This window comes from Pseudomonas sp. 14P_8.1_Bac3 (assembly GCF_025466085.1).
GTDB lineage: Bacteria > Pseudomonadota > Gammaproteobacteria > Pseudomonadales > Pseudomonadaceae > Aquipseudomonas.
This window is the reverse complement of record NZ_JANLOD010000068.1, coordinates 76,770-97,790: the sequence shown is the minus strand read 5'-3', so window position 1 is coordinate 97,790 and position 21,021 is coordinate 76,770. Positions and strand designations below refer to the sequence as shown.

Sequence of the window (21,021 nt, the reverse complement as noted above, 5' to 3'; positions counted from 1 at the left end):
GATTTTCCCCCTGTGAGAGCGAGCCTGCTCGCGATGGTCGTCAACGATGACGGTGGCAGCCTGACAACCCGCGGTGTTCAAACCTCCATCGCGAGCAGGCTCGCTCCCACAGGTACGGGCTTACTTGTTCGGCTGTGGCGTCAGGCGCAGGTACGGTTTCACCGCGCGATAACCTTTGGGAAAGCGTTGCTTGATTTCATCTTCATCCTTGAGCGAAGGCACGATCACCACTTCGTCACCGTCCTTCCAGTTGGCCGGGGTGGCCACCTTGTAGTTGTCGGTGAGTTGCAGCGAATCGATCACCCGCAGGATTTCATGGAAGTTACGGCCGGTGCTCGCCGGGTAGGTGATGGTCAGCCGCACTTTCTTGTTCGGGTCGATTACGAACAGCGAACGCACGGTCAGAGTGTCGTTGGCGTTGGGGTGGATCAGGTCGTACAGGTCCGAGACCTTGCGATCGGCATCGGCCAGGATCGGGAAATTGACGATCGTGTTCTGGGTTTCGTTGATGTCCTCGATCCACTTGTGGTGCGAGTCCACTGGGTCGACGGACAGCGCAATGGCCTTGACGCCACGCTGGGCGAACTCATCCTTGAGCTTGGCGGTGAAGCCCAGCTCGGTGGTGCACACCGGGGTAAAGTCCGCCGGATGCGAAAACAGCACGCCCCAGCTGTCGCCCAGCCATTCATGGAAGCGGATGGTGCCAGCGCTGGAATCCTGTTCGAAATCGGGGGCGATGTCGCCGAGTCTGATGCTCATGGTGGGCTCCTGATGAGTGTGTTGTAGGACTCAACTGTAGCTCGTGTTTGATATTTATTAAAAAGAATAAATATCGCCATTCTTAGATCTTTAATGAATATTAAAGATCTGTTCACTGGACCTGCACGCGCCATCGCGGCGAGTATCGCTACCGAGGTTCGAGAAGGCCTTGAGTTGCTGCAAAGAGGAAGTTTCAAGGCGGGATTACGGGGGTGGCCCCGCCTTGAAAACGCAAAAGCCCCGCCCGGCGTGATGCCGGGCGGGGCTTTTTTTCAGCGGTTACGCGAGCGCTATTACAGCAGCGGGATCGAGTAGCTGAGGATCAGGCGGTTTTCGTCCTGGGAGCGAACGCCCGGGATATCGGTACGCCAGGTAGCATTTTTCCACATGAAGCCAACGTTTTTCAGCGCGCCTTCAGGTACGACGTATGCGAGGGTGAAGTCGCGTTCCCACTCAGACGCACCGTTAGCTACTTGAGCGAAGGGACGGGTAGCCGAAGTTGTGTCGATGTTGTCGCCATGCAGGTAGACCATACCGGCGGTCAGGCCTGGTACGCCAACTTTGGCGAAGTCATACGAGTAGCGTGCTTGCCAGGTACGTTCGCCGGCACGGCCGAACTTCTGGATTTGCATGTCGGTGATGGTGTAGTTCGACGAACCGTCGCCCTGGTTCAGCCAAGGGAAGTCGCTGCTGCCGTTGCTGACCTGGTAACCGCCACCAAAGGTATGACCGGCAACGGTGTACAGGAACAGGCCGCTGTACAGGTTGTTGTCGACTTTACCGCGACCGCTCGCAACGCCGCTGTAGTCACCGGAGCTGTAGTAGGCAGGGGTATTACCATTCTTGCCGTCGTCGGAACTGTTGAAGTAGCGCAGATCAGATTTCAGCACGCCCGGGCCGATAGCCCAGTTGTGAACCAGACCCAGGAAGTGTTGCTTGTAGAAATCTTCCAGGTTGCCGTAGTAATACTGGGCAGTCAGGTCTTTGGTGATCTTGTAATCACCACCGCCGTAGATGAACTTGTTGCTGTTAACGGTACGCACAGCCGCACCGTTAATGGACAGGTTCTCGTTGTTGCTGGAGTTACGACCCTTCACAGCTTCGATCTGACCGCCAACCAGGGTCAGGTCCTTGATGTCGCCGGAAGTGATCTGGCCACCCTGCCAGGTTTGCGGCAGCAAGCGACCGTCGTTGGTCACGATTACCGGGTTCTTCGGTTGCAGGGTACCCAGCTTCAGTTCGGTCTGGGAGATCTTGGCTTTGGCAGTCAGGCCCAGGCTGGAGAAGTCATCAACCGCTTCGCCGTTGGACTTGCTTGGGAAAACAGTGCCGCCGTAGGCGGTACCAGGGCTGCCGTTAGCGGCAACGTTGCCGTTAGTGCCGCCGCCCGAATCCAGACGTACGCCCAGCAGGCCGATAGCGTCGATACCGAAGCCGACGGTGCCTTGGGTATAACCGGAAGTGAAGCGCAGATCGAAGCCTTGGCCCCATTCTTCGTTACGACTTGGGCTGGCAGTGCCATCACGGTTATCAGTGTTGATGTAGAAGTTACGCAGACCCAGAGTGGCCTTGCTGTCTTCGATGAAACCGGCGGCGCTTGCCTGCTGCGCCAAAACCCCTACAGCCACAGCCAGGGCCAAGGTGGACTTGTTCATTGTTTCGCTCCTCTCGTTTCTAATTCTTGTGTTCCTGGTCCTGGGTCGTATGCCCGGGATCCTAAGATGCGCGATTAGCGCCAGACCGTGACCCACAAGTCAATCGTAACCATGTGTGTCTACGACCAAGGTCTAATCACAGTGTGTGGGTGGTGCAAGAGTAATAGCTTCTGAATAAAGCCAAAAAGAATTATTTCATTCTTTTTCATACCGTTCGGATATATAGCCCGAGGCGCCGTCTTTGTGTTGGCCCAACGTATCGGCCGCCTGGGCTAATTCCTGAATGGTATCTGCTCGCCTTTCCGGACCGATGAGCATCGACGCGATCTGCAAACGTCAAACCCTATCGAAAAAGCGGCGCCATCATGGCCAAACGCGCACTATCTAGTCAATTTGTTACAGTTTTTGTATCGCCCGAATATTTTTTTAGGAGCCGGCTGCAGGCAGGCGGCTCGTACAAGGGCCGTGCTGTGATCACAGCGTTTTTTCGAAGATCTTCGAATTACGCTGATAGTTGTACAGCGATGCCCGCGCCGACGGCAGGCGCTCGACGCTGCTCGGAACGAAGCCGCGCTCACGGAACCAGTGCGCCGTGCGGGTGGTGAGGACGAACAGCGTCTTCAATCCCTGAGCCCGGGCACGGGTTTCAATGCGCTCGAGCAATTCATCGCCACGCCCCCCATGGCGGTATTCCGGGTTCACCGCCAGACAGGCCAGCTCCCCCGCATCCGAATCGGCAATCTGATACAGCGCCGCGCAGGCGATGATCATGCCTTCGCGCTCGACCACGCTGAACTGCTCAATCTCGCGCTCCAGCACTTCACGAGAGCGACGCACCAGGATGCCCTGCTCTTCCAGTGGACTGATCAAGTCGAGCAAACCGCCGACGTCTTCAATCGCGGCCTCGCGCACCACCTCGAATTGCTCTTGCGCCACCAGCGTCCCGCCACCGTCGCGGGTAAACAGTTCGGTCAGCAGCGCGCCATCCTCGACGTAACTGACGATATGACTGCGCGCTACGCCGCCCCGGCAGGCCTGCGCAGCCGCATCCAGCAATTCGCCCTGATAATTACTGCCCAGACGCTGCAAATGCGCCGGCACTTGCTGCGGGCGCAGTTCGCGCACCAGGCGACCGTGTTCATCGATCAGGCCCAGATCGGCGCCGAACAGCAGCAACTTGTCCGCCCCCAGATCGATCGCCGCGCGGGTGGCAACGTCTTCGCAGGCGAGGTTGAAGATCTCCCCGGTCGGCGAGTAGCCCAACGGCGACAGCAGCACGATCGAGCGCTCGTCCAGCAGGCGATTGATCCCCTTGCGGTCGACCCGACGCACCTCGCCGGTGTGGTGATAGTCAACCCCCTCGAGCACGCCGATCGGGCGGGCGGTGACCAGGTTGCCGCCGGCCACCCGCAGGCGCGAGCCCTGCATCGGTGACGACGCCATATCCATGGACAGGCGTGCTTCGATGGCAATCCGCAGCTGGCCGACTGCATCGATCACACATTCGAGGGTCGCCGCATCGGTGATGCGCATGCCGTGGTGATAATGCGGGGTCAGGCCGCGCGCGGCGAGGCGGGTTTCGATCTGCGGGCGGGAGCCGTGAACGAGCACCAGCCGCACGCCAAGGCTGTGCAGCAGCACCAGGTCGTGGACGATATTGCCGAAGTTCGGGTGCTCAACGCCGTCGCCGGGCAGCATGACGACAAAGGTGCAATCGCGGTGGGCATTGATGTAAGGCGAAGCGTGGCGAAGCCAATTAACGTATTCGGGCATGAACCTGGGCCTGTAATAAAGAGCAGCCAAAAAATGGGCGAAGCAGAAAACGCACAGCGGGCTGATGGTTATCGTCGGAACAGGCTTGGCGACACGCGCGCTCTCCTCATGAATACGGGTAGGGGTACCGGCAATTTATACGGTTTATCACTCACTGCATGACCCCTGTGGGAGCGGGCTTGCTCGCGAAAGCGGTGTGGCAGTCGCCATTGATGTATCGGATACACCGCTTTCGCGAGCAAGCCCGCTCCCACATGGATTGCGCTCAACTGACTGGCACCGGGCTCAGGCAGTAATGTTCAATCAACTGACGCAATAGATGCACCGTAGGCTGCAAACGTGACATTTCGAGGTATTCCCCCGGCTGGTGCGCACAGGCGATGTCGCCCGGCCCGAGCACCACGGTTTCGCAGCCAAGGCGCTGAAGATAAGGCGCTTCGGTGCCGAATGCCACTGATTCGGCCCGATGGCCGGTGAGCTTTTCCGCGACCCGGACCAATTCGGCGTCCTCGGCCTGCTCGAACGGCGGCACTTCGGGAAACAGCGGCGCGTAATCGATCTTCACCTGGTGCCGTTCGGCAATCGGATTGAGCTTCTTCAGGATCTCGGCGCGCAGGACCTTGGGGTCCATGCCTGGCAACGGGCGCAGGTCAAATTCCAGCGAACACTGGCCGCAAATTCGATTGGGATTATCGCCACCATGAATGCAGCCGAAATTCAGGGTCGGCGTGGGCACGCCGAACTGCGGATTGCGAAATTCCCGCTGCCACAGCAGGCGCAGGCCTCGCAGTTCGCCGATCGCATCGTGCATGGCTTCGAGGGCGCTGTGGCCCAGGCGCGGGTCCGAGGAATGGCCGCTCTGACCGAGGATGTCGATGCGCTCCATCATGATGCCTTTGTGCATGCGGATCGGCTTGAGCCCGGTCGGCTCACCGATCACCGCCGCCCGACCCAACGGCCGCCCGGCTGCGGCCAGGGCACGCGCGCCGGACATCGAGCTTTCTTCGTCGCAGGTGGCAAGAATCAGCAGCGGTTGCTTGAACGACTGGTCGAGCAAGGGTCTGACGGCTTCGATGGCCAGGGCGAAAAAGCCTTTCATGTCGCAACTGCCCAGACCAACCCAGCGGCCATCGACCTCGGTCAGTTTCAACGGGTCGGTCTGCCACAATGCGCCATCGAACGGAACGGTATCGCTATGCCCCGCCAGCACCAGGCCGCCGGGCCCCGAGCCAAAACTGGCGAGCAAGTTGAATTTGCCCGGGCTGACCTGCTGGATGTCACACGTAAATCCCAGGTCGCCAAGCCATGTCGCCAGCAAGTCGATCACCGGGCGGTTGGTCTGATCGAGGCTCGCCTGGGTGCAACTGACCGACGGCGCGGCAATCAGCGCAGCGAACTGATCTTTCATGGACGGCAAAGGCATCGCTGACTCCAACTCCCGAATTGAGGACCATCATAGAACCATCCAGCGACAGGAATAAACCGTCGCGGCGCGTAGGATGGATGAGTCCTGTACACTGCACGGCCTTGGCAGCCACACATTCCCCCGGCTGCGCTCCCGATCCTGGATTTTCCGGCCATGCAGAAAGAAACCGAAATCAAACTCCGCGTCAGCCGCGAAACCCTCGCTGCCCTGCGCGAGCACCCGCTCCTGAAAAAACGCAACAAAAGTGGCTGGGAACGCCGTGAACTGATGAACCAGTACTTCGACACGCCTGAGCGCGACTTGGCCCGTGCCAAAGTGGCCCTGCGCCTGCGCCGCGATGGCGAAGACGTGATTCAGACCCTCAAGACACGTGGCCAGAGTGTCGCCGGGTTGTCCGAGCGTAACGAGTACGACTGGAACTTGCCCAAAGCCAAGCTCGACGTGAAAAAGCTCGACGGCGAATGCTGGCCGGAAGAACTGGCCGAGCTGGACAAGAAAACCCTGAAGCCGATCTTCACCACCGATTTCATCCGCGAACGCGCTGAAATCGCCTGGGGCCGTGGCAAGACCAAAGTGGTCATCGAAGCCGCGTTGGACCTGGGCCACGTGGTGGTCGGCAAGCAGAAAGAAGAAATCTGCGAGCTGGAACTCGAACTGCGCGAAGGCGAACCGGCTGCATTGCTGGAGCTGGCCGCCGAACTGGCGTCGACCTTGGCCCTGATGCCATGCGACATCAGCAAGGCCGAGCGCGGTTACCGTTTGTACGACGCCAACAGCTATTCGCTGAGCCTGCCGGCGCCGCAGATCACCGCCGAAACGCCGCTGGACGACGCGTTCGCCGCGCTGGGCTGGCACTTGCTGGGCAGCAGCCAGCGTCTGGCCGAGCAGTATCGCTTCAACGGCCACTGGCGCCTGTTGCAGGACTGGGTGGAAAACCTCGCCGAACTGCGCGCACTGCTGAGCAGCCTGGGCCAGGCCGCCCCGCGTCAGTCGACCCACGACCTGCGCCTCGCCCTGGACGCCTTGCTCGAAGACTGGCGCCCGCTGGTACTGGCCGGTCTGGACGACGAAGACGTGCGCAAAGCCGCGCCGGAGCAGTTCCTCGAAGAGCTGGAAGACCCGCGCTGGGGCCAGTTCTCGCTGAGCACGTCGCGCTGGTTGCTGGCCCGCACCTGGGCCGCCGATCGCAACGTCCGTGGCAACCGCCAGGGCGCTGCGCAATTGGGTAGCTGGCTGCCGCGCCTGTTGGGCGAGGAAGCGACGTCGCTGCAGTTGCAGCGCTACCAGCAACAACCGGAAGATCTGGCCGAGCAACTGCCGCGTATCGAGCGCATCCAGGCCTGGCTGCACCATGCCCGCCACGTGCTGGACATCCCGGAAATGGACCGCCTGTACGGTGAATTGAAACAACTGGCGCAACTGGCCAACGAGCCGATCACCGATGAATCGCTGGATGCGCGCAAGCAGCAGGCGATTGCGGTGTATCAGCATCGCGCCTGGAAAATGTTGCTGCGCCTGTAATATCGCTATCGCCAGCAGCTGGCTCCCACATTGGTTTCCTGTGGGAGCCAGCCTGCTGGCGATGGGTCCCGCACTATCCGGGCAGAATTTCAGACCGGTAAACTCGTCGTCGACTTGATCTCCGACAACGCCACAATCGAATTCACCTCCTGAATCCCCGGCACCATCGACAGCTTCTCGAAGAAAAACCGCTCATACGCCTCGATGTCCGCCGCGACGATTCGCAGCATGAAATCCACCGCGCCCATCAGCACATAGCACTCCAGCACTTCCGGAAAACCGCGGATCGCCTCGGTAAATTCAGTGAAGTTCGAACGCCCGTGGGCGTTGAGTTTCACCTGGGCAAAGATCTGCGTGTTGAGCCCGATTTTCTTCCGGTCCAGCAGCGTCACCTGACCGCGGATGATCCCCTCCTCCTTCATCCGCTGGATCCGCCGCCAGCACGGCGACTGCGAGAGCCCCACCTGCTCGGCGATCTGTGCGCTGGAGAGCGAGGCGTCCTCCTGCAGCAGCGCGAGGATCTTGCGGTCATAACCGTCCAGTTCGCTTTGCATAAAAAAACCCACGATTGATGGAATGATGAATTATGCGATTCGATAAATCGTTAATACGTCCCATCATAGATGAGAAATACCCGGCCTCGAATGTAAAAATTTCTCCAATAATTGTGGAGACCGACCATGCCGCACCTCGAAGCCGTGAACAGCCCGCCCACCCGCGCCGATGTCTGGAACATCAACAACGCCCACTGCCACGTTCACTACCATCTGCTGGCCGAGGCCGAACCGGATCTGCTGTGCCGCGCGCTCAACCTGTTTGCATTGCAATGCCTGACACCGCAACAGCTCAACGTGCAGCGCCGGGGCGATCAGCTGTCGATGGACATCGTCATGGATGGCGTGAGCTGGCACCGCGCCCAAGTGATCGCGGAAAAATTGCGTAACCTGATCAGCGTCTTTTCGGTTGAGCTGCAAGTGGCTGAATCCGGCTGGGTTGACGCGGCTCAGGCGGCGGGCTGAAAAAACTCGATACGGCTTCGTCGGGTAGTGGCCCAACGGTCAGTCGGTCCACTACTATCCTTGCCGAACTGTTGTTCTCGAGGAGCCCGCATGTCCGTTCAACTTGCCATTCAGGACCGCTGGCTGGATCTCAATGATTTGCTGCGCGAACTGGTCGCCCAGGGCTTTATCAGCCAGGACTCGGCCGAGCACGCGCTCAACGCCCGTCGCCGTCACGCCGCCAATGGCCAGATGCATCCGCTGGAGTTCATCGCCAGCCAGCAACTGGACGATCTCAGTCGTCCGGGCAAACACCTTGACCTGGAAAGCCTGACCCTGTGGCTGTCCCAGCAGGCCGGCCAGCCGTACCTGCGCATCGATCCGTTGAAAATCAACGTCGCGGCCATTACCCCGCTGATGTCCTACGCCTTCGCCCAGCGCCACAAGATTCTTGCGGTGTCGATTGATCGCGAGGCCGTGACCGTGGCCAGCGCGCAGCCCTACGTCAAAGGCTGGGAAGCCGACCTGACCCACGTGTTGAAGCTGCCGATCAAACGGGTGGTGGCCAACCCGGTGGACATCCAGCGCTTCAGCGTGGAGTTTTTCCGCCTGGCCAAATCGGTCAGCGGCGCGACCACCAACGATCAACAGGCCAGCAGCCTGGGTAACTTCGAACAGTTGCTCAACCTGGGCGCCAGCGATCAGGAGCCGGACGCCAACGATGCGCACATCGTCAATATCGTCGACTGGCTGTTCCAGTACGCGTTTCAGCAACGTGCCAGCGATATCCACATCGAGCCGCGGCGCGAGCAAGGCACCGTGCGCTTTCGTATCGACGGCGTGCTGCACAACGTCTATCAATTCCCGCCACAGGTGACCATGGCGATCGTCAGCCGCCTGAAAAGCCTGGGGCGGATGAACGTCGCGGAAAAACGCAAACCCCAGGACGGTCGGGTGAAAACCAAGACGCCGGACGGTGGCGAGGTCGAGTTGCGGCTGTCGACATTGCCGACGGCGTTCGGCGAAAAAATGGTCATGCGGATTTTCGACCCGGAAGTGCTGCTCAAGGACTTCGATCAATTGGGGTTCTCCGCCGAAGACCTGCGCCGCTGGCAGGACATGACCCGCCAGCCCAACGGCATCATCCTGGTCACCGGCCCGACCGGTTCCGGCAAGACCACCACGCTCTACACCACCCTGAAGAAACTGGCGACGCCGGAGGTCAACCTCTGCACCATCGAAGACCCGATCGAGATGGTCGAACCGGCGTTCAACCAGATGCAGGTGCAGCACAACATCGACCTGACCTTCGCCGCCGGCGTGCGGGCGCTGATGCGGCAGGACCCGGACATCATCATGATCGGCGAGATCCGCGACCTCGAAACCGCCGAAATGGCGATCCAGGCCGCGCTCACCGGCCACCTGGTGCTGTCGACGTTGCACACCAACGATGCGCCCAGCGCCATCAGCCGCCTGCTGGAACTCGGCGTGCCGCACTATCTGATCAAGGCCACCGTGCTCGGCGTGATGGCTCAGCGTCTGGTGCGAACCTTGTGCCCGCATTGCAAGGCACCGCTGACCTTGAGTGAAGACGACTGGCAAACCCTGACCAAACCCTGGCAGGCACCGTTGCCGGGCAACGCCCAGCGCGCCATCGGCTGCCTGGAATGCCGCGACACCGGCTATCGCGGCCGCGCCGGGGTCTACGAAATCATGCAACTGACGGATGGCCTCAAAGCGCTGATCAATCCCGACACCGACCTGACGGCGATCCGCCGCCAGGCGTTCAAGGAAGGCATGCGCAGTTTGCGGCTGTCCGGAGCGCAGAAAGTCGCTGCGGGGCTGACGACCGTCGAGGAAGTGCTGCGGGTGACACCGCAGAGCGAGCAGAAATGACACCTGATATGTCTCGTGATGATGCGAAGGCCGACAAACGGTTCTTATCGCCGCGCCGCGCCGTTACACTCCTGCGATCGCAACTTCATTGATCAACAGGGAATCGTTATGCAGATCGGTAGCGTGCTTTTGCTGTTTGTCGGCCTCGTGGTCGCCATTCTGTTCATGGGCTTCAAGGTGGTGCCGCAGGGTTATCAATGGACGGTCGAGCGTTTCGGCCGTTACACCAACACCCTCAAGCCTGGCCTGAACATCATCATTCCGGTCATGGACCGCATCGGTCGCAAGATCAATGTCATGGAAAGCGTCCTGGATATTCCACCGCAGGAAGTCATCACCGCCGACAACGCCACCGTGCAGATCGACGCCGTGTGCTTCTTCCAGGTGGTCAACACCGCCCAGGCGGCCTACGAGGTGAACAACCTCGAACACGCCATCCGCAACCTGTTGCAAACCAACATCCGCACGGTGCTCGGCTCGATGGAGCTGGACGCGATGCTCAGTCAGCGCGACGGCATCAACGAAAAACTGCTGCGTACGGTCGATGAAGCCACCGCGCCGTGGGGCATCAAGATCACCCGGATCGAAATCAAGGACATCAGCCCGCCCGCGGACCTGATGGCCGCGATGTCCGGGCAGATGAAAGCCGAGCGCATCAAGCGCGCGCAAATCCTCGAAGCCGAAGGCCTGCGCGCCGCGGCCATCCTGACCGCCGAAGGCAAGAAACAGGCGCAGATCCTCGAAGCCGAAGGCGGTCGTCAGGCCGCGTTCCTCGAAGCGGAAGCCCGGGAACGACAAGCCGAAGCGGAAGCCCAGGCGACCAAAGTGGTGTCGGAAGCCATCGCCGGCGGCAACGTGCAGGCGGTCAACTACTTCGTCGCGCAGAAGTACATCGACGCGCTGGGCAAACTGGCATCGGCCAACAACAGCAAGGTCATCCTGATGCCACTCGAGGCCAGCTCGATGATCGGCGCGGTGGGCGGCATCGGTGAAATCGTCAAGGCCACCTTCGATAACAAGAAAGCCTGAGGCTCGCCATGTGGGCATTCCTGCAGCATTTATCGTTCTGGGACTGGCTGGCGCTGGGCACCGTGCTGCTGATTCTCGAAGTGTTCGGCGCCGGCGGCTATCTGCTGTGGATCGGCATGGCGGCCGCCGCCGTGGGCGTACTGACGTTCGTGCTCCCGGAGATGTCCTGGGAGCTGCAGTTGCTGCTGTTCGGCCTGCTCTCGATCGCCACCGCCGTTTATTGGTGGCGGCGCCAGCGCAGCGCGGTACGCCAGAGTGACGAACCGAACCTCAACCTGCGCGGCCAGGAATTGATTGGCAAAACCTTTGTGGTGCATGAAGCGATTGTCGACGGTCGCGGCAAGATCAAAGTGGCGGACGGCGTATGGATGGCCCGCGGGCCTGACGCCGCGGCCGGCAGCCGTGTGCGGGTGGTCGGGCAGCAAGGCGTGGTTTTGCAGGTCGAAAAGGCGGAATGAGCGGATAGGGAACTCCGTTGGCTCCTCGGCAATCAAACCCGGTAGATAACCCAGTGGAGTCACCCATCATGCGTCTCAAACTTGCTGTCGCTACGATCGCCCTGTTGTCCCTGCCAATCGGTTCGGCGATGGCCGACGGCTTTTGGCGTAACGTCATTTCCTCCGGTGCGACCACCGGTTCGACCTACCTGACGTTCAAGGATCACAAGCTGATCATTGCCGCCCAGGACGATGCGGGCAGTTTCGTTGCCAGCGATGGCAGCATTCGTGGCCCGTACCTGGAAGCCGCGATGCAGAAAGTCCGCGCCGACAACCCGGGCCTGCAGGCCACGGACATGGAATTGGCCAATGCGATCCTGGCGAAAAATGCCGTCGCGTCGGAATAAGCACCAAGGCTGAACAAAAATGCCGCTCTCTTGAGCGGCATTTTTTTGCCCAACACAAAACCCCTGTGGGAGCGGGCTTGCCCGCGAATGCGGCGTGTCAGTCGACTATAACGTTGAATGACACACCGCTTTCGCGGGCAAGCCCGCTCCCACAATGGGTCGGCTTCACTTCAGCGGTAATCATCTACAGGTACGCAAGCGCAGAACAGATTGCGGTCGCCGTAGACGTTATCGACGCGATTCACCACCGGCCAATACTTGTGCGCCTTGGTGTGCGTGTCCGGCGTCACCGCCTGCTCAATGCTGTAAGGCCGCTCCCAGACCCCGGTGATGTCGGCCAAGGTGTGCGGCGAACGTTTCAGCGGGTTGTCCTCCGCGGGCCAGTTGCCGTTCTGCACTTCGGTGATTTCCGCGCGGATGCTCAGCATCGCTGCGATAAAGCGATCCAGCTCGGCTTTCGACTCACTTTCCGTCGGTTCGACCATCAAGGTGCCTGGCACCGGGAACGACATGGTCGGCGCATGGAAGCCGTAATCCATCAGGCGCTTGGCGACGTCCTCTTCGCTGATGCCGGTCAGCGCCTTGAGGGGCCGCAGGTCGAGGATGCACTCGTGGGCCACCCGTTCGTTGCGCCCGGTGTAGAGCACCGGGAAGGCGCCGGACAGGTGTTGCGCCAGGTAATTCGCGGCAAGGATCGCCACCTCGCTGGCGTCCGCCAGTTGCGGCCCCATCATGGCGATGTACATCCAGCTGATCGGCAGGATGCTCGCGCTGCCCCACGGCGCCGCGCTGACCGCACCGTTCTGCGGCAACGGGCCGTCAATTGCCACCACCGGGTGATTGGCCACGAACGGCGCGAGGTGCGCGCGCACACCTATCGGCCCCATGCCCGGTCCGCCGCCACCGTGGGGAATGCAGAAGGTCTTGTGCAGGTTCATGTGGGAGACGTCGGCGCCAATGTCCGCCGGCCGCGCCAACCCGACTTGTGCATTGAGGTTGGCGCCGTCCATGTAGACCTGGCCGCCATGATGGTGGATCACTTCGCAGATCTCGCTGATACCTTCCTCATACACGCCGTGGGTCGACGGATACGTCGCCATGAGGCAGGCCAGTTTGTCGCCCGCCTCCGCCGCTTTGGCTTTCAGGTCCCCCAGGTCAACGTTGCCCGCCTCGTCGCACTCGACGATGACCACGCGCATGCCGGCCATCTGCGCCGATGCGGGATTGGTGCCGTGGGCCGAAGACGGAATCAGGCAGATGTCCCGCGCGCCTTGATGACGGCTCTCATGGTATTTGCGGATCGCCAGCAGCCCGGCGTATTCGCCTTGGGCGCCAGAGTTGGGCTGCATGCAGATTGCATCGAAACCGGTAATCGCGCAGAGCCAGCGCTCCAGCTCTTCGATCATCAACGTATAACCGACCGCCTGCTCTTTCGGCACGAACGGATGCAGGTTGGCGAACTGCGGCCAGGTGATCGGAATCATCTCGCTGGTGGCGTTGAGCTTCATGGTGCAGGAACCCAGCGGGATCATTGACTGATTGAGGGCCAGGTCCTTGTTCTCCAGGTGTTTGAGGTAACGCAGCATCTCGGTTTCGCTGTGGTGCGCGCTGAACACCGGGTGACGCAAGTAGGGCGAGGAGCGCAGCAGCTCGGCGGGAATACCGCGAGGCAGGGTTTCAGCGTCCAGTGCCTCGACCGTCAGCCCATGATCGGCGCCGAGGAAAATATCGAAAAGCTTCGCCACGGTGCTTTCGTCAGAGGTTTCGTCGAGGCTCAGTCCCAGGCGTCCGCGCCCGAGAATGCGCAGGTTGATCTGCGCGGCCCTGGCGCTTTCGATGATCGCCGTCTGGGTGCCGCCCACCTCCAGCGTCAGCGTGTCGAAAAAGTGCGTGTTGAGGCGGGTGATGCCGTGGCGCTGCAGGCCCGCCGCGAGGATGCAGGTGAGCCGGTGCACCCGCTGGGCAATGCGCTTCAACCCCTCCGGCCCGTGGTAGACCGCGTAAAAACTGGCGATGTTGGCCAGCAGTACTTGAGCGGTGCAGATGTTCGAGTTGGCCTTCTCCCGGCGGATGTGCTGCTCGCGGGTTTGCAGGGCCATGCGCAATGCGGTGTTGCCGCGGGCGTCTTTCGATACGCCGATGATCCGTCCTGGAATCGCCCGTTTGTACTCGTCGCGACTGGCAAAAAATGCCGCGTGCGGGCCGCCATAGCCCATCGGCACGCCGAAGCGCTGGGACGAGCCGAACACCACGTCGGCGCCCAACTCACCCGGCGGCGTCAGCAACAACAGGCTCAACAGATCAGTGGCGACGCAGGCCAGCGCTTGCTGGGCGTGCAGGTGATCGATCAAAGGACGAAGGTCACGGATCTCGCCGTGGGTGTCGGGGTATTGCAGCAATGCGCCGAATACCTGGTGCCGTTGCAGGTTATCCACGGCGTCGATGATCAGCTCGAAGCCGAAGCCTTCGGCGCGGGTCTGCACCACGGAGATCGTCTGCGGATGACAGTTTTCATCGACGAAAAACAGGTTGCTTTTGGACTTGGCGACGCGTTTGGCCAGGGCCATGGCTTCTGCCGCCGCGGTGGCTTCATCCAACAGGGAGGCGTTGGCCAGTTCCAGCCCGGTCAGGTCGATGGTCAATTGCTGGAAATTCAGCAGCGCTTCCAGTCGGCCTTGGGCGATCTCGGGTTGATACGGCGTGTAAGCGGTGTACCAACCGGGACTTTCCAACACGTTACGCAGGATAACGGCCGGTGTGAGGGTGCCGTAGTAGCCCATGCCGATCAGGCTGGTCCAGACCTGGTTCTGCTCGGCATAGCCGCGTAGCTTGGCCAACGCCGCTTGCTCGTCGAGGGCTGGCGGCAGGTCGAGCGCGCGGTTCAGGCGGATACCCGGCGGCACCGTCTGCTCGATCAGCTCGACCCGGCTGCCGACGCCAAGGCTGTCGAGCATCGCCTGCTGCTCGGCGGCATCGGGCCCGAGGTGGCGGCGAAGGAAGGCATTGGGGTCGCGTAACTGGCTCAAGGACGGCAACTGGGACATGACGGGCTCTCTCATGCAGCACGGTCAATCCAGCATAGCAGGCACTGTCGGATGCACGCCCTGCAGGAGCGAGCATGCTCGCGCCTACAGGGGAGAATGCGCAGGCAAACAAAAGCCCCGACAGGTCGGGGCTTTGGGGGAGACGCTGAAAGCTTACTCGCCGATGGCAGCCTTGTAGCCCGCCGCATCCAGCAGCTTGTCCAGATCGCCCGTGTTGTTCGGCTTGAGCTTGAAGATCCAGGCGCCGTACGGGTCGGAGTTCAGCAGTTCCGGTGTCGCGCTCAGTTCTTCGTTGATCGCGATCACTTCACCGGCAATCGGCGAATAGATGTCGGAGGCAGCTTTAACCGACTCGACCACACCCGACTGGTCGCCAGCGGCGAAGACGGTGCCGACTTCGGTCAGCTCAACGAACACCACATCGCCCAAGGCTTCCTGAGCGTGATCGCTGATGCCCACGGTGACGGTGCCATCGGCTTCCAGACGGGCCCATTCGTGACTTTCGGCAAAACGCAGGTCGGCAGGGATATCGCTCATGTTCTGTGTCCTCAAGGAAAATGTCAGCGGTCGTTGTCCGCCAGAAAAGGTTAGATCAAGGTTTTGCCGTGGCGAACGAAGGTCGGTTTGACCACTCGGACCGGGTACCATTTGCCACGAATTTCCACTTCCGCGCGGTCGGCAGTGGCCGTCGGCACGCGCGCCAGTGCAATCGACTTGCTAAGCGTAGGGGAGAAACTACCACTGGTGATCTCCCCTTCGCCAACATTGGCGATGCGGACCACTTGATGAGCGCGCAAAACCCCGCGCTCCTCAAGGACCAGACCGACCAGTTTGTGCTGTACGCCACCCGCCCGCTCGGCCTCCAGGGCCGCGCGGCCGACGAACTGACGGGCGGCCGGCTCCCAGGCGATGCTCCAGGCCATGTTCGAGGCCAACGGCGAAACGTCCTGGTGAATGTCCTGACCGTAGAGGTTCATGCCGGCTTCGACACGCAGGGTATCCCGCGCGCCCAGACCAATCGGCGAGATGCCTGCGCCCACCAGATCGTTGAAGAACCCTGGCGCCTGATCGGCCGGCAGAATGATTTCCAACCCGTCTTCACCGGTGTACCCGGTGCGCGCGATGAACCAGTCACCGTCCGGCTGGCCTTCGAAAGGCTTAAGCAGCTGGATCAGGTTGCCGCGAGATTGAGTGACCAGTTCGGAAATCTTGTGCCGGGCCTGAGGCCCCTGAATGGCCAGCATCGCCAGTTCCGAACGCCCGTTGATAAGGACCTCGAAGCCATCGAGGTGCGCCTGCATCCACGCCAGGTCCTGATTACGAGTGGAGGCGTTGACCACCAGGCGATAACCGTCATCGAGGCGATAGACGATCATGTCGTCGACGATGCCGCCGTGCTCGTTGAGCATGGTGCTGTACAAGGCACGGCCGGAGCTGTGCAGGCGCTCGACATCATTGGCCAGCAAATGCTGGAGCCAGGCCTTGGCCTGCGCCCCGCTGACATCGATCACGGCCATGTGGGATACGTCGAAAACCCCACAATCGCGGCGCACCTGATGGTGCTCCTCGACCTGCGAGCCGTAATGCAGAGGCATATCCCAACCGCCAAAATCGACCATCTTCGCGCCGAGGGCGAGATGAAGGTCATACAGAGGCGTACGCTGTCCCATGGGTTTCTCCTTCCGGGCGTGGCGAGGGTGCGGGCCAGTGCTGTACGGGTGAAAGCCTTGCAATAGAAGGCGCTCAGCCAATCTCAGCTACCGGGTCTGTAGGACGGACCGCACCGAATGCCGCGCATTGTAGCCTCAAGGTGTAGGACTGACACCTAGCTGTTTCGATGCGCCGAACGTCGAATCAATCCGATGACCGGTAACAGTCCGACCACAACCAGGGTCAACGCCGGTAACGATGCTCGCGCCCATTCGCCTTCGCTGGTCATTTCAAAGATGCGCACCGCCAGCGTGTCCCAGCCGAACGGGCGCATCAGCAGGGTCGCGGGCATTTCCTTGAGCACGTCGACGAACACCAGCAGCGCCGCACTCAATGTTCCTGGCAGTAACAACGGCAGATACACTTTGAAAAACAGTCGTGGCCCACTGACTCCGAGGCTACGTGCCGCTTCGGGCAAAGAAGGCCGTATTCGCGCCAGGCTGCTTTCGAGTGGCCCGTACGCCACCGCGATGAAGCGCACCAGATACGCCAGCAACAATGCCGACAGACTGCCTAACAGCAACGGCTTGCCGGCGCCGCCGAGCCAGCCCGAAATCGGGATCACCAGCTCGCGATCCAGGTAACTGAACGCCAGCATGATCGACACCGCCAGCACCGAGCCGGGCAACGCATAGCCGAGATTGGCCAGGCTGACGCCGGAACGGATCATCCGCGTTGGCGCGAGGCGTCTGGCGAACGCCAGCACCAGCGCGACGCTGACGGTAATCAGTGCCGCCATCGCGCCCAGGTACAAGGTGTGGATGATCAGCCCGGTATAGCGTTCATCCAGATCGAACCGCCCGCGCTGCCAGAACCACACCACCAGCTGCAGCATCGGGATGACAAAAGCACAGGCAAACACCAGGCCGCACCAGCTCGTCGCCGCCAATGCCTTTAACCCACGCAGGTGATAAAGCGCCTTGACCCGCGGCCGTTCGTTGCTCGCCCGGTTGGCGCCGCGGGCACGACGCTCGCCGTACAGCACGACCATCACCACCAACAGCAACAAGCTGGCCAGTTGCGCGGCGGTGGACAGGCTGAAGAATCCGTACCAGGTCTTGTAGATCGCCGTGGTGAAGGTGTCGAAGTTGAACACCGACACCGCACCGAAATCCGCCAGTGTTTCCATCAACGCCAAGGCCACGCCAGCGCCGATGGCCGGCCGCGCCATCGGCAAGGCAACGCGCCAGAACGCCTGCCACGGAGACTGTCCAAGGACGCGCGCCGCCTCCATCAGGCCTTTGCCTTGAGCGAGGAATGCGGTGCGGGCCAACAGGTAAACGTAGGGATAGAAGACCAGCACCAGAACGAGGATCACGCCGCCGGTGGAGCGCACTCTTGGTAGCCTCAGGCCGGTGCCGAACCATTCGCGCATCAGGGTCTGGACCGGGCCAGCGAAATCCAGCAGGCCGACGAACACGAATGCCAGCACGTAGGCGGGGATCGCGAATGGCAGCATCAACGCCCAGTCCAGCCACTTTCTACCGGGGAATTCGCAGAGGCTGGTGAGCCAGGCGAGGCTCACACCCAGCAGCGTGACGCCGACGCCCACGCCGAGTATCAGCGTGAGCGTGTTGCCCAGCAGGCGTGGCATCTGGGTGTCCCAGAGGTGGGACCAGATCTGTTGATCAATGGTTTGCCAGGACAGCAGCAAAACGCTAAGGGGCAGCAGGACCAGCGCGGCAACGGCGAAGACCAGTGGATACCAACGGCGTTGGGCGGGGTGGGCCAAGGAAAAGGGCTCTCTGATGAATGGGATAACTACCGCGACCGCCCCCCTGTAGGAGCGAGTTTGCTCCGGGCGGCGTTCCGACGATGGTCGTCACGATAACGCTGGATACCTGACACTCCGCGACGTTGCCGAATTCATCGCGAGCAAGCTCGCTCCTACATGAATAGCGGTACAGCCTGCCGACAGACTCAGTTCCAGCCAGCCCGATCCATCATGCGAATTGCTTCAGCCTGACGCTTGCCGGCGATTTCCACTGGCAAGGTATCCGCCACGAACTTGCCCCAGCTCGCCACCTCCGCTGACGGCGCAACGGCAGGGTTGGCCGGGAATTCCTGGTTCACGTCGGCAAAGATTTTCTGCGCTTCAGGCGTGGTCATCCACTCGACCAGTGCCTTGGCCGCTTCCGGGTGCGGCGCATGTTGGGTCAGGCCGATGCCCGACAGATTGACGTGTACACCGCGATCACCCTGGTTCGGCCAGAACAGCTTCACCGCCAGGTCAGGCTTCTGCTTGTGCAGACGACCGTAGTAGTACGTGTTGACGATGCCGACGTCGCACTGGCCGGCGTTGATCGCTTCCAGCACCGCGATGTCGTCGGAGAACACGTCGGTGGACAAATTGTTGACCCACCCCTTGAGGATCTTCTCGGTTTTGTCGGCGCCATGGACTTCGATCATGGTCGCGGTCAGGGACTGGTTGTAGACCTTCTTCGCCGTACGCAGGCATAAGCGGCCTTCCCAGTTCTTGTCGGCCAGCCCTTCATAGGTGGTCAGCTCGCCCGGTTTCACCCGAGCGGTGGAGTAAGCGATGGTCCGCGCCCGCAGGCTCAGGCCGGTCCAGGCATGGCTGGACGAGCGGTATTGCAGCGGAATGTTGCTGTCGATGGTTTTCGAGGTGAAGGGTTGCAGGATGCCCATCTGCTCGGCCTGCCAGAGGTTACCGGCATCGACGGTCAGCAGCAGGTCGGCGGTGGCGTTTTCGCCCTCGGCCTTGATCCGCTGCATCAGCGGCGCTTCCTTGTCGGTGATGAACTTCACCTGCACCCCGGTTTTCGCGGTGTAGGCATCGAAGACCGGCTTGATCAGCTCGTCGATCCGCGAGGAGTAAACCACCACCTCGTCAGCGGCCTGGGCGACAGTGCTGCCGATCAGGGTCAGGGCGAGTGCGGTCAGTAGACGCTTCGGTGCCAACATGGGAGCAGTCTCTCGATTGGAAAATTGAGGCCAAATGATAAGGACTCACATTTGCCTTCTCAATCGAACACTTTGCGGAGGCGTTACCAGATGTTGCATGGATGGGGTGGGGTGGATTCGCCGTCCCCTCGCGAGCCAGCCCGCTTCCACAAGGATCGCGTAACTCCTGTGGGAGCGAGCCTGCTCGCGAAGGGATCGTCAGCGTCAATGAAGACTCAGGCCTTGGCGAGCACCGGCAAATCCCCGGTCAACCCCAATGCCTCGCGCACAAATAAAGCCTTGGCCTCCGGCATGTGTTCCACCATCTTCAACCCGGCATTGCGCAACCAGCGCACCGGCAACGGATCGGCCTGGAACAACCGCTCGAAGCCTTCCATCGCCGCCATCAACGCCAGGTTGTGCGGCATGCGCCGACGTTCGTAGCGGCTCAGCACTTTCACTTCCGCCAGCCGCTCGCCCCGTTCAGCCGCTTGCAGCAATACTTCAGCCAGCACGGCCGCATCGAGGAAGCCGAGGTTCACGCCCTGCCCGGCCAATGGGTGGATGGTGTGCGCCGCGTCGCCAATCAGCGCCAGGCCTTCGGCCACGTAACGCTTGGCGTGGCGCTGACGCAGCGGCACGCACAGTCGCGGATCGGCGCTGAGCACCGTCCCCAGACGGCCCTCGAAGGCCCGTTCCAGCTCGCTACAGAACGCTTCGTCGTCCAGCGCCATCAAGCGTTCGGCTTCACTTGGCGTGGTCGACCAGACGATCGAGCACCAATCCTGCTGACCGTCACGCTCCAGCGGCAGAAACGCCAGCGGGCCGTTATCGGTGAAACGCTGCCAAGCCGTCATCTGATGAGATCGGGAACTGCGCACACTGGTGACGATGGCGTGGTGCAGGTAATCCCATTCGCGCGTGGCCATGCCCGTCAGGCGGCGCACGGCGGAGTTTGCGCCGTCCGCTGCGATCACCAACGGCGCCCGCAGCGTCCGGCCATCAGCGAGGGTCAGCAGCCAGTCATCGCCTGAGCGACGCATCTGCTCCAGGCGCGCATTGGCCAGCAGGCCCAGGTCGCAGTCGTGCAAGCGGTCGAGCAAGGCGTCCTGCACCACCCGGTTCTCGACGATATGCCCCAGCACCTCGGCGTGCACGCTGGCCGCCGAAAAGTGAATCTGCCCGGTGCCGCTGCCGTCCCAGACATGCATGTCGGTGTACGGACTGCTGCGCCGTTTGACGATGCCGTCCCAGACGCCCAGGCGCTCGAGAATTCTCTGGCTGGCCGTCGACAGCGCGCTCACTCGCGGTTCGAACGGCGCCTGCGCGTCGAACGGTTTGACGGTCATCGGGCTGCCGTCCAGCAGCAGGACGTCCAGCCCACTGTCCTGCAACGCCAGCGCCAGGGCGCTGCCGACCATTCCGGCCCCGACAATCAGCAGATCTGCGCGCATGTCCATGC

General features: G+C 61.4%; 18 protein-coding genes. 7 read left to right on the top strand and 11 right to left on the bottom strand.

Translation table 11 applies throughout. From position 1 onward, the window contains the following. Positions 1 to 120 precede the first annotated feature (120 nt). The gene (locus tag NTD84_RS23045; RefSeq protein WP_262170370.1) at positions 121 to 759 is read right to left on the bottom strand and encodes a peroxiredoxin; all 639 of its coding nucleotides are present in this window, start codon (positions 757 to 759) and stop codon (positions 121 to 123) included. Between the two features lie 93 nt (positions 760 to 852). Here NTD84_RS23045 and NTD84_RS23040 point away from each other — a divergent pair, with 93 nt between their 5' ends. Further along, complete coding sequence (locus tag NTD84_RS23040) at positions 853 to 1,074, top strand: hypothetical protein (protein WP_262170367.1); 222 nt, start codon at positions 853 to 855, stop codon at positions 1,072 to 1,074. Here the strand turns inward: NTD84_RS23040 and NTD84_RS23035 are convergent. From NTD84_RS23035 to argE, 3 genes are all read right to left on the bottom strand, one after another. Next, positions 1,053 to 2,414: an OprD family porin gene (locus NTD84_RS23035; protein ID WP_262170365.1), complete on the bottom strand. Its 1,362-nt coding sequence runs from the start codon at positions 2,412 to 2,414 to the stop codon at positions 1,053 to 1,055. The genes NTD84_RS23040 and NTD84_RS23035 overlap by 22 nt on opposite strands. Before the next feature lie 474 nt (positions 2,415 to 2,888). Next, complete coding sequence (gene argA / locus NTD84_RS23030) at positions 2,889 to 4,187, bottom strand: amino-acid N-acetyltransferase (protein ID WP_262170362.1); 1,299 nt, start codon at positions 4,185 to 4,187, stop codon at positions 2,889 to 2,891. A gap of 265 nt (positions 4,188 to 4,452) precedes the next feature. Further along, on the bottom strand, positions 4,453 to 5,610 hold the full coding sequence (gene argE, locus NTD84_RS23025; RefSeq protein ID WP_262170359.1) for an acetylornithine deacetylase: 1,158 nt from the start codon (positions 5,608 to 5,610) through the stop codon (positions 4,453 to 4,455). A 156-nt stretch (positions 5,611 to 5,766) separates the two neighbouring features. On the opposite strand from argE, the gene NTD84_RS23020 reads away from it, so the two are divergent. Beyond that, positions 5,767 to 7,134, top strand: coding sequence for an inorganic triphosphatase (locus tag NTD84_RS23020; protein WP_262170357.1), 1,368 nt, complete (start codon positions 5,767 to 5,769; stop codon positions 7,132 to 7,134). Positions 7,135 to 7,223: 89 nt separating this feature from the next. Here NTD84_RS23020 and NTD84_RS23015 read toward each other — a convergent pair whose 3' ends face one another. Further along, a complete protein-coding gene (locus NTD84_RS23015) occupies positions 7,224 to 7,688 on the bottom strand; it encodes an Lrp/AsnC family transcriptional regulator (protein ID WP_175391080.1) in 465 nt (154 codons plus the stop codon). A gap of 126 nt (positions 7,689 to 7,814) precedes the next feature. On the opposite strand from NTD84_RS23015, the gene NTD84_RS23010 reads away from it, so the two are divergent. The 5 genes from NTD84_RS23010 (at position 7,815) to NTD84_RS22990 (ending at position 11,901) form a co-directional block, all read left to right on the top strand. Then, positions 7,815 to 8,153, top strand: a complete 339-nt coding sequence (locus NTD84_RS23010) for a hypothetical protein (protein WP_262170353.1) — start codon at positions 7,815 to 7,817, stop codon at positions 8,151 to 8,153. Positions 8,154 to 8,243: 90 nt separating this feature from the next. Then, on the top strand, positions 8,244 to 10,028 hold the full coding sequence (locus tag NTD84_RS23005) for a GspE/PulE family protein (RefSeq protein WP_262170351.1): 1,785 nt from the start codon (positions 8,244 to 8,246) through the stop codon (positions 10,026 to 10,028). Positions 10,029 to 10,136: 108 nt separating this feature from the next. Then, positions 10,137 to 11,057 carry an SPFH domain-containing protein gene (locus NTD84_RS23000; protein ID WP_008150402.1) on the top strand — a complete coding sequence of 307 codons (921 nt, stop codon included), beginning with the start codon at positions 10,137 to 10,139 and terminating at the stop codon, positions 11,055 to 11,057. Between the two features lie 8 nt (positions 11,058 to 11,065). Beyond that, positions 11,066 to 11,515 (top strand): NfeD family protein, encoded by a 450-nt coding sequence (locus NTD84_RS22995; protein WP_262170349.1) that lies wholly within the window; start codon positions 11,066 to 11,068, stop codon positions 11,513 to 11,515. Between the two features lie 68 nt (positions 11,516 to 11,583). Further along, the gene (locus tag NTD84_RS22990; RefSeq protein WP_410017375.1) at positions 11,584 to 11,901 is read left to right on the top strand and encodes a DUF2388 domain-containing protein; all 318 of its coding nucleotides are present in this window, start codon (positions 11,584 to 11,586) and stop codon (positions 11,899 to 11,901) included. Positions 11,902 to 12,071: 170 nt separating this feature from the next. Here the strand turns inward: NTD84_RS22990 and gcvP are convergent, their stop codons facing one another. The 6 genes from gcvP to NTD84_RS22960 form a co-directional block, all read right to left on the bottom strand. Next, entirely contained in the window at positions 12,072 to 14,945 is a 2,874-nt protein-coding gene (gene gcvP, locus NTD84_RS22985; RefSeq protein WP_262170346.1) for an aminomethyl-transferring glycine dehydrogenase, read from the bottom strand. Positions 14,946 to 15,098: 153 nt separating this feature from the next. Next, positions 15,099 to 15,482, bottom strand: a complete 384-nt coding sequence (gene gcvH, locus NTD84_RS22980; RefSeq protein ID WP_262170343.1) for a glycine cleavage system protein GcvH — start codon at positions 15,480 to 15,482, stop codon at positions 15,099 to 15,101. A gap of 50 nt (positions 15,483 to 15,532) precedes the next feature. Beyond that, positions 15,533 to 16,615 (bottom strand): glycine cleavage system aminomethyltransferase GcvT, encoded by a 1,083-nt coding sequence (gene gcvT / locus NTD84_RS22975; RefSeq protein ID WP_262170341.1) that lies wholly within the window; start codon positions 16,613 to 16,615, stop codon positions 15,533 to 15,535. A 155-nt stretch (positions 16,616 to 16,770) separates the two neighbouring features. After that, positions 16,771 to 18,387: an ABC transporter permease gene (locus tag NTD84_RS22970; RefSeq protein WP_262170338.1), complete on the bottom strand. Its 1,617-nt coding sequence runs from the start codon at positions 18,385 to 18,387 to the stop codon at positions 16,771 to 16,773. Positions 18,388 to 18,575: 188 nt separating this feature from the next. Further along, positions 18,576 to 19,580 carry an extracellular solute-binding protein gene (locus NTD84_RS22965; RefSeq protein ID WP_262170336.1) on the bottom strand — a complete coding sequence of 335 codons (1,005 nt, stop codon included), beginning with the start codon at positions 19,578 to 19,580 and terminating at the stop codon, positions 18,576 to 18,578. A gap of 215 nt (positions 19,581 to 19,795) precedes the next feature. Then, positions 19,796 to 21,013, bottom strand: coding sequence for a 2-octaprenyl-3-methyl-6-methoxy-1,4-benzoquinol hydroxylase (locus NTD84_RS22960; RefSeq protein WP_262170763.1), 1,218 nt, complete (start codon positions 21,011 to 21,013; stop codon positions 19,796 to 19,798). Between the last annotated feature and the right edge of the window lie 8 nt (positions 21,014 to 21,021).